Annotated in this window: 7 protein-coding genes and 1 pseudogene; 3 read left to right on the top strand and 5 right to left on the bottom strand. The window is 36.6% G+C overall.

Features of this window, described 5'->3' with window-relative positions; genetic code table 11:
* The 4 genes from F6K38_RS16540 to F6K38_RS16525 all read right to left on the bottom strand — a co-directional run.
* The coding region (locus F6K38_RS16540) for a hypothetical protein (protein WP_287356971.1) at window positions 1-231 on the bottom strand (231 nt) is incomplete at its 3' end.
* Between the two features lie 374 nt (window positions 232-605).
* Window positions 606-2,504, bottom strand: coding sequence for a pentapeptide repeat-containing protein (locus F6K38_RS16535; RefSeq protein ID WP_287356968.1), 1,899 nt, complete (start codon window positions 2,502-2,504; stop codon window positions 606-608).
* A gap of 5 nt (window positions 2,505-2,509) precedes the next feature.
* On the bottom strand, window positions 2,510-3,883 hold the full coding sequence (locus tag F6K38_RS16530; protein WP_287356966.1) for a hypothetical protein: 1,374 nt from the start codon (window positions 3,881-3,883) through the stop codon (window positions 2,510-2,512).
* 51 nt (window positions 3,884-3,934) lie between these two features.
* A complete protein-coding gene (locus F6K38_RS16525; RefSeq protein WP_287356964.1) occupies window positions 3,935-4,783 on the bottom strand; it encodes a hypothetical protein in 849 nt (282 codons plus the stop codon).
* 450 nt (window positions 4,784-5,233) lie between these two features.
* Between F6K38_RS16525 and F6K38_RS16520 the strand changes: the two genes are divergently transcribed.
* A complete protein-coding gene (locus F6K38_RS16520) occupies window positions 5,234-6,214 on the top strand; it encodes an NAD(P)-dependent alcohol dehydrogenase (protein ID WP_287356963.1) in 981 nt (326 codons plus the stop codon).
* A gap of 142 nt (window positions 6,215-6,356) precedes the next feature.
* Here F6K38_RS16520 and F6K38_RS16515 read toward each other — a convergent pair whose 3' ends face one another.
* Entirely contained in the window at window positions 6,357-6,563 is a 207-nt protein-coding gene (locus tag F6K38_RS16515) for an SPOR domain-containing protein (protein WP_044493665.1), read from the bottom strand.
* Between the two features lie 426 nt (window positions 6,564-6,989).
* On the opposite strand from F6K38_RS16515, the gene F6K38_RS16510 reads away from it, so the two are divergent.
* Both F6K38_RS16510 and F6K38_RS16505 read left to right on the top strand, forming a co-directional pair.
* Window positions 6,990-8,018: a 3-oxoacyl-[acyl-carrier-protein] synthase III C-terminal domain-containing protein gene (locus F6K38_RS16510; protein WP_287254949.1), complete on the top strand. Its 1,029-nt coding sequence runs from the start codon at window positions 6,990-6,992 to the stop codon at window positions 8,016-8,018.
* Window positions 8,019-8,336: 318 nt separating this feature from the next.
* Window positions 8,337-9,293: pseudogene (locus F6K38_RS16505) on the top strand (putative 2-dehydropantoate 2-reductase).
* Window positions 9,294-9,304: the final 11 nt, after the last annotated feature.

Below are 9,304 nucleotides of genomic sequence, written 5' to 3'. Positions count from 1 at the left end.
GTTTAGTAATTGCTTAATCTCAGCTTTAATATCAGCCAATTCATCTGGTCTAATCTCAATTTCTCCACTTTTTACCTTAACATCTTCTAGATTAGCTTTTGAAGGTACAGTTATAGATGTCTTATTTTCTGTAGAAACTGATCCAGTATAACTGGTTATTTTTCCACTCTCAATTTCACCTCTTGTAACCTTACCACTAACACTCATTGACGTATAATTTTTATTAGTCATGTTTTTAACTCCTGTAATCAAAACTTAATAGACAGTGACTCTCCTAGACTTCCCGATCCGGTAAGTCTAGGATTCTAGCACCTCTTTTGGCTACTAGAACTTCCTTCTCCTTCTCAGACCCTAAGCGAACAAAGTATTTATATTCCCTCAGGGAAAGTTTTCTAGTGAGGAACACCTCCAGCCCCACTCGCTTTAAATTGAGTATTGTTACTGCTCGCTGTTTTTTCAGCTATCTAGTCCAGTAACTGTTACTATTGTAGTCTACAGTAGACTAGCCAGTAGTTCTAGGAAGTGAGTGATAATTCCTCTCCCGCATTCAACGACCGCTCCCATATCGGCTAAGACGTCAGGCTTATGGGGGTTGAATACTAAACTTAGGTATTATTTTCATCTGACGACTCATCAGGCGATAAATCCTCAGTAGAGGATTGATCAATCTCTTGATTGTTATCTTCATCTTGTTCAGATTCTTCCCTTGAATTATCTTCGATATTACCTGTAACAATTGAACTGTCATTCACTTCACCTGAAATATTCATAGAGGAATCATTTTCCACACTCTTAGCACTAGATTCTGCCGTTGCATAGGTATTTAATATAAATTGAGCATTTTCCTGAGAAAGATTAGATATGACAGCAACTGGAGAAATATGGCCAGAAATTATGTTTAAAAAAGATTGTCTATCAATCTGTATTTCTCCATCAATATTTGCACTCCATTCAATGCAATCAAAGGTGCAACTGCTATCCCAAAGTACTTCCTTATTACTCTCGCTATTATCTCCATTTTTATCCTCCTTTGTAGTTTTCAGATTGATTCCACCCCGTTTAGTCTGGAAAAAGTTAGCACTATTAAGATGACACTTATCTAGAGTTAGTAGAGTTAAATCAGCATATCTAAAGTCTGCGCCTGTTAAGTCGCTGCTTATAAATTCACTCCCCCTCAAATTACCAGAGTAAAAACTAGCTCTAATTAACTGACAATCATTGAACGTAACACCTATCATTTTTGCTTGATCAAAAATTACTTCGGTAAGATTACATTTTTGGGCAAAAATACTATTGGAAAGGGAAACTTCTCTTAGAGAAGCTGCTTCAGACGTTGCCCTTTTAAAACTAGTGTTAATGAACTGACAATTGTAGAGATTTGCTCTATATAAGTCAGTAGCTTCAAAATTAGTGTCCTTAATAATGTTATTGCTTAAATCAACACGTGGCATCGAGGCATTGTCAAATTTGCAATCGTTAATTGTTGGTTTTTGTTTTTCATTATCACCATTTAATATTTTTTCATTACTAATACAGCAATTTATCAACTCTGAATCCATGGTTTCTTTTTTGGGTTTAAATGAGTTAAACTTAGCTCTAGTAAATATTGTACTTATCAATGTGCAGTCATAAAACTTACAAGCTACTAATGTGGCATCTGAGAAGTTAGCTCTTGATAAGTTTGCATTTTCAAATTTACTACTAAACGAGGCATTTACAAAACTAGAACCAGTTAAATCACAAGCATTTTTGAACAATAGATATCCATCATTTTCTATTCTAATTTTACTATAATACTTAACACGACAATTATCAAAAACTGAATTAATTAGCTTAACATTATCAAATTCAATTTGAAAAAATGTGGCATTATTAAACCTTGAATTATTGATAACAGAGTTTACAAATTTAACATTACTTAGATCAGAGTTACAAAAGTTTGCCCCTTCAATCCGAGCCTCGTAAAATTCAACATTAACTAATTGAGAATCAGTACAGGCAAGTCCATAGGGTACATTTAAATTTAAAAACTTAGTATCTACTACTCTGATTCCAAATTGACTACACTTTTCAATAAATACTTTTGAGTCTATATTACCTAAATCTTCTTGATTTACCTCGGCTTTAAATGTTATAGTTGCCAAATTTTTATTGATCTGTATTCTATCTCCACCTTTTAGTTTGCCTGTAGTAGGGATAAGAGAAGTAGTAATTTGTTTGCCTGTAGTAGAGATAAGAGAAGTAGTGATTTCTGGATCGGTGTACTGAGTGAATTTGAATCCATTTATCCTTGACCAATAAATACTGATGAAAAACAAGTATTTTGAATCCAAAGGTAATGATGATTCTCCAGGAGGTACTACCTGTATTTTTGGTTGGGTTATGTGGCCATAAACTATTACACTGCAAAGATGGCCTTCATACAAGTATGACTTATTAAATGTTTCTGGTTCAACAACTTTTTTTCCACTACCACTAATTTTAATATATAAACTGATTTTCATAGCTATTAAAACTCATTATAAATTCTGCTATCAATAGCATATTTTATCTGTTCTGATACTTTTGACGCATGACTCATTATTTCCTGGGAACTGAATACCAAAGTATGTATCCCCATGCTGCTTTGCTGATCATTTAGCTTGGACTTAAAATTAAGATTATCTTCAGTAGTCCATTGTGACCCTTCTTCTTTTAATTCTTCATCTCGGCAATAAACAACAACACCATAATCATCAAAATCTAGCACTAAGCATTTTGATAAACCCTCTCTTGGTGAGTATTCCCTCACACGAGGTCGTCGCAACTTTTGTTCTTGTATGGCTTGTAAAATAACATGCCCGACAGGAGATAATGTTGATGGTAGTTCTGATTTGTCAGAGTTTTCCCAAACCCAATAATATGTAGGTTTTTCGATGACGTTATCCTGGGTATCTGAACTGATATCTACTTTAGGAGGTGAAGGAAAGCTAAGTTCTTTAACCGACTCATCTAGAGTAGATAGTTTTTCAAAACTGCTTAAAAAACTTTTACTTTGATTAGCAAAATCTACAATCGGTTTTTTAACTCGATTAAATTTTTTCTTTAACTCACTCACAGAATCTGAGTATTCTTTATAAGATTCGAGTCTACCCTCAAGCTTTTGCACTTTTTGAGTATGTTCTGCTTTTTTAAATTTTAGTTTATCCTCGTATTTAGCTTTTTCTTTATTAAGTTTTTGTCTAGCTTCTTTAGCTTCTTGCTTTGCCGCTTCCTTTTCTTCACTTAACTTGATTTGCTCTACATCTTTATACAAAGGTTGAGGATCAATACCATAAATATTGACCGTTTTTAGATCACTTCTCGCTTTTTCCCATTTATAGAAAGCTCTAACTATTGCTCTAGTTATAAATAAAGAAGAACTAGACAATACTACTGCTATTACAAAAGCTGTAACGGGTATAAAGCTATTTTTATCAACTGCTTGACTAAAATTGACAAGAGCTGTGAATGTCAGATAGATATCTGCTAAAAATAAAACCCATATCCAATGTATTACTATAATACCGAAAGAAAATTTTAATCTTTCTGGTAGGATCTTAGACGCATCTATTATTGAAGCAATAGGCAAAAATGCTGTAACCAGCAAGCTAATTAGAGTTTTAATAGGAATATTAAATATTTGTTCATAGCTGTCTAGGTCAAATATAATTTCTAAAGCATAGTCTAGTATGGCAAACTGAGCTATACTAGAAATTAGTAAAATTCCTGCTAATAAACAAATCCAAAAAAAGTTTGTTTGTTCTTGATTGCGATATCTATCTTCAAGTTGTTCGCGATATTCCGGCTTGTTTACTATTTTTTGATCAAAAATTTCCTGGGTTTCTGGGCTACTATCATTCATGATGATGCCTCAAACAAATAATCAAATTTTTATAAATTTTAAAGTGTTTTTTTATGAATTCCAATCTTTTGGCACAGCACAATTATCATGACTTTGATTGCGGTCATACTTAACTATTTCACCTTTAAATTCGGAAAAATTATCCCTATATTCTTCTATCATATATACACCCCCTTTATCTACCAAATTAAATAGTTCATTTGAAAGATTTTTGCTGACTTTTTCACCGCTAGTAAAATCATAAATTTCATTATTTTTAGGTTGATCATTTTCTTTCAAAGCTACCGCAAAATTTGGATATTCTCTAAGTTTAAAACTATCTTTATCTCCCGCTCTATCCCAGGTATACCTATAAATTACAATCTTCGGTTTAGTTTCTATCATCTCAGCTGGAAGAGACACTATAAAAATAATACCTTTAATATCTGGATCATTAATTAGCAAATTTCTTTCTATGCTTACATTAAGAATTACTTGTTCTTGATCACTAGACCATTTAGCAGCAAAACAACTATCTTCATCACTAAAATATAGACCATCTTTAAGCTGATCTATACGCCTTATGTAAAAAGTTTTAGGTTGACGAGAAAAAGTAAGTATTGTTGAAATTTTGGGAGTATGTTGCTGATTTTTAAAGCTGTTTTCTCCTTCGCTTTGTCTTATGGCATTTGCAGGCAACCTTAAGATTAGCCTGTGCGGTGAACAGTTCCGATATCTAAATATTTTGCCATATATAGACTCATTAGGCTGTACACTGATGCCAAAGGCTTTGTCCCTCCGAACCTCGCAAAAGTTTTTTCCCTTTACCATTTTTGACAGCGTCGGCAAGAAAAAAAGACCAACAATGGCGAATGGAATCATCAAACACAATAAATACTGATAGCGATGGCTGATTTTCATATAAAAGTGTCTTACTTAACTGATTAATAAAAACGATTAATAAAAACGATGATTTCAACTAAATCCATAAGCACTACCGCCGTATTAAGGATTTACCAAAGTCTTTTTGCACGGAATTTTATCTCTAATTACCCTATAACTTCTTAAAAACCAGGACAATTTCCTATGTGACACTTCCTAAAGTGTCGTATTTGTCTCATAATAATTCAAGAGGGTACTTGACATAGCTAATGTTGATATGAGACCCCCCTGAGGGGACGATATGAGCCTTCAAAATATTATATAAGGTTTGAGGTCAATGTTATTATACGCGATACAGTAGCAATCCAACTTCTGTCTTACCTGCTCTGTGATCGCTACTCCCTGCTCCCTGCTCCCTAAAACCCAGAACTTTGTACCATATCCAATTGAGAACCGCTATAAATAATAATAAGATTAGCCGGAATACTTATGAAAGCGATTCTCTACACACAATACGGATCACCCGATGTTCTGAAGCTCAAAGAGATAGAAAAACCCATCCCTAAGGAGGATGAAGTATTAGTAAAAATTCATAGCGCATCCGCCAATGCAGGTGACTGGCATTTACTAAGAGGAAAACCCTTCTTGATCCGCGTAATGGGCTTTGGGCTTCTAAAACCAAAAAACCAGATATTGGGAGCAGACATAGCAGGGCGGGTTGAAGCCGTTGGCAAAAACGTAGAGCAGTTTAAGCCAGGTGATCAAGTATTCGGGGACATATCCGAGGGTGGTTTCGGCGGTTTTGCCGAGTATGTATGTGCTAAGGAAAGTGCATTAGTCTTGAAACCCGCTAATATGACCTTCGAGGAAGTGGCAGCAGTACCCGCAGCCGCACTCACCGCCCTGCAAGGTCTTCGGGACCAAGGACAGATTCAGCCAGGGCAAAAGGTTTTAATTAATGGTGCCTCTGGTGGTGTGGGTACCTTTGCCGTCCAAATTGCCCAATCCTTCGGAGCCGAAGTGACTGGGGTGTGCAGCACCAGGAATTTAGACATGGTGCGCTCCATTGGTGCAGACCATGTGATTGATTACACTAAAGAAGATTTCACCAAAAATGGCCAGCATTATGACCTGATTCTTGATGCTGCCGCCTATCGTTCCATTTTGGATTACAAGGGTATATTAACTCCCAACGGAATTTATGTCTTTGTCGGAGGTTCCACAGCTCAACTTTTCCAACTTATGTTCCTAGGACCATGGATTTCCATGACCGGAAGGAAGAAAATCGTGTCCCTGTTTATGGAACCAAACCATAAGGATTTGGTGTTTATCAAAGAGCTTCTTGAAACCGGCAAAATAACAGTTGTTATCGATAGAAGATACAGCTTAAGTGAAGTGCCTGAAGCGATCAGATATCTTGAACAAGGACACGCTAGAGGTAAAGTTGTAATAACCTTGGAAGATAATTGAGTAGGGAATCGGGAATCGGGAATCGGGAATCGGGAATCGGGAATCGGGTTTTACATCTCAAATGAAAATGCGATATATCCCAGTACCCTATTGCCTATTGCCTATTGCCTATTGCCTATTGCCTATTGCCTAAAGTACAACCCTAGGATTCCTCATCCAACGATTCCTCATCTATCGGATTACCGACATCAAAAACAATCACAAATTTAGCATCGGGCATCAGCCGTTTCAGAGCCTTTAAATGACCGTCGGCATCAGAGCGGTTGCGGAACCGACCAACAACGACTCGCTGCATCTTGGGTAATAGCCGCATGATCACCCATGGATGAAGGCGTTCAGAATAAGTCATAATAAAAGTATCTCCTGTCATAGGGGACCCAAGGCTAGCCCGTAGATTTGTACGTTTCCCGGGCTAGCTCTTGAGGTGGAAGTTTTACCAACCACTCTTTTATATTAACACAAATAATCTTTTAGTGTAACATATTTTGAAAATTTTTGTAACAAATTTGTAGGGAGTAGGGAGTAGGGAATAGGGTCAAGATATGTGAGGAGTTTTTTGGATTTTGGTGATATTTTGATCTATAGCGCTTATTGCATTTATGAGGTACGCTTTTGAGCCTCAAAGTCCCCCTTATTAAGGGGGATTTAGGGGGATCCCTTTGTAGCTGATGGGAGAGAGAATTGTTATAGTTAGATGTGCTATAAAAAAAATGCGATTGACGGAACGTCACGCTACGCGAACGCTCTTTAAGTATTTAGTTCTAATAAAAGCTAGATGATTGAAAACAATAAAAATCAGTCAACAGTCGGTATTGCAGCTATAGGTTATTATATTCCTTCGGGAGTTATGACTAGCGAGGCGATCGCCAAACTAGCAGATATACCCCTGTGGGTTTTGAAAGAAAAAATAGGAATGGAAAAAAAAACAATTGCTGCCGAAGACGAACATCCCAGCGATAGGGGAATTAAAGCAGCAATGTCGGCGATCAAAAAAGCCAAAATAAAACCAGAACAAATAGATCTAATTGCTTATTGCGGGGTAGGATATTACGATTACAGATTTTGGTCTCCGGCAGCAAAAATCCAAGCTGCCATTGGTGCTAACAATGCTCATGGTTTTGAAATTAGAAATTTCTGTAACAGCGGTAACTTAGGTATTCATATTTGCCGGAACATGTTGCTGGCAGATAATAGTTTAAATTATGCTTTAGTTGTTTGTAGTGATAAATTATCCCAGCTGCTAAATTACTCGGATAAAAATAGCAATTCTCTTCTTTTTTTCGCCGACGGTGCCGCCGCTGCATTACTAAAAAAAGGAGAGTCTAGCAACAAAATTCTATCCTATTATGGTATAAATGATGGCAAATTAGCTGATTTGGTTCGAGTTCCCTTGGGGGGGACAAAATTGCCTGTAAAAAATGAAAATATTGACTTAGCACTTAATTATGTCAAAGTAGAGGATCGCCATCAATTAGAACAAACTTTATCACAAATCTATTTAAACAATTACAAAAAAGTAATCACCACTGCATTGCAAAAAAGTGGATTCTCTCTAAATCAAATAGATTTTTTATTTACCAATCAGATCAAAAAAAGCTTATTAGCTAAGCTTCTTGACGTACTAAACTTAACTGAAAAGAATACATTTATTTCCTTAAAAAACTGCGGCCATTTGGGAGCGACAGATACTTTATTGGGTTTGGCTAAGACTATAGAGTTGCATAAAATCAAGCCTGGTAATTTAGTAGTTTTAGCCAGTAGTGCTGCCGGGTTTTCCTGGGGAGCAACTGCGATTAAATATTAAAATAATCATTATTAAACTAATTTTAACTTCTCTCGGCTATCCTAGACAGATTACAGTAAATGAGTAATTTAAATGAGCTTAACCCCTTAAATAGCAAGGGATTAAACAAAATAAAAAGCCATTGTATTGATCCAGTCGCTCATGGGGTAAACTCCCATGAGCGCGCTGTATCGCTTTTATTAAAATTGCATTTTTAAACACTTAAAAAGCAGGAATTTCCTGTAGGGTGGGCAGTGGATCACACGATCCCAAACCTGGCCATCAGGTAGCTAGGCACTGCCCACCATCGAATTAATCATAATCGTTATACTTCTCAAAATATCAAATCGAACCTATGGAATTATCGGCACCGGTGCTATTGGCGGATTCTACGGTGCCAAACTGCAAAAAGCCGGTCATCAAGTCAGCTTTTTACTGCGTAGCGACTACCACCATGTCGCCGAAAACGGTTTAATTGTAAAATCAGTAGATGGTGATTTTACTCTGCCGGAAGTAGATGCCTACAACGATGTCAAAAAAATGCCGAATTGCGATGTCATTGTAGTGGCATTAAAAGCGACGCAAAATTATGTTTTGACAGAGCTATTGCCGCCATTAATAAATGAAAATACCGTAGTGTTGCTCTTACAAAACGGCATCAATCTTGAACCAGAAATTTACAAAATTATAGGATAAAATACCATCATCAGTGGGTTATGTTTTGTCTGTTCTAATAAAATAGGGCAGGGTCAGATTCACCACATCGACTATGGTATCATTACCCTAGGGCAATATGCTCCTAACCATCAAGCTACTGGCATTACAGAACAAATCAGCCAAATTGCTAGGGATTTTGAAGCCGCAGGGATTACTATTGAATTGAGCGGAGATTTGCTTTTAGCTAGGTGGAAAAAGTTAGTGTGGAATATTCCTTATAATAGTCTTTCCGTGATTTTAAATGCCAGAACAGATCAAATTATGGCCAATGCCGATACGCGGCTTTTAGCAGAACAAGTAATGAGGGAAGTGGCAGTGGGGGCAAAGACTTGCGGACGGATAATAGGCGATCGCTTTATCCAAAAAATGCTCGACCATACGGAAAAAATGAAACCTTCTTTAACCAGCATGAAACTGGATTATGATGGAAAAAAACCTTTGGAAGTTGAGGCAATTGTGGGCAATGCTTTACGGATGGCAAGCAAAGCAGGAGTTGATTTGCCCATGATTTCTATGCTTTATCAACAGTTGAAGTTTTTGGATATTAGGAATCGGCTAGGCACTGCCCACCATAGGTAAGCATATGCGCT

The sequence above is a fragment of the Moorena sp. SIO3B2 genome (assembly GCF_010692525.1).
Taxonomy (GTDB): domain Bacteria; phylum Cyanobacteriota; class Cyanobacteriia; order Cyanobacteriales; family Coleofasciculaceae; genus Moorena; species Moorena producens.
The sequence above is the reverse complement of the archived record's forward strand: the minus strand, read 5'-3'. Positions and strand labels throughout refer to the sequence as shown.

Bases quoted from the DNA above. Each gene is read 5' to 3' on its own strand.
- F6K38_RS16535 (WP_287356968.1), bottom strand. From the start codon at position 2,504: ATGAAAATCAGTTTATATATTAAAATTAGTGGTAGTGGAAAAAAAGTT.
- F6K38_RS16530 (WP_287356966.1), bottom strand. From the start codon at position 3,883: ATGAATGATAGTAGCCCAGAAACCCAGGAAATTTTTGATCAAAAAATA.
- F6K38_RS16525 (WP_287356964.1), bottom strand. From the start codon at position 4,783: ATGAAAATCAGCCATCGCTATCAGTATTTATTGTGTTTGATGATTCCA.
- F6K38_RS16520 (WP_287356963.1), top strand. From the start codon at position 5,234: ATGAAAGCGATTCTCTACACACAATACGGATCACCCGATGTTCTGAAG.
- F6K38_RS16515 (WP_044493665.1), bottom strand. From the start codon at position 6,563: ATGACTTATTCTGAACGCCTTCATCCATGGGTGATCATGCGGCTATTA.
- F6K38_RS16510 (WP_287254949.1), top strand. From the start codon at position 6,990: ATGATTGAAAACAATAAAAATCAGTCAACAGTCGGTATTGCAGCTATA.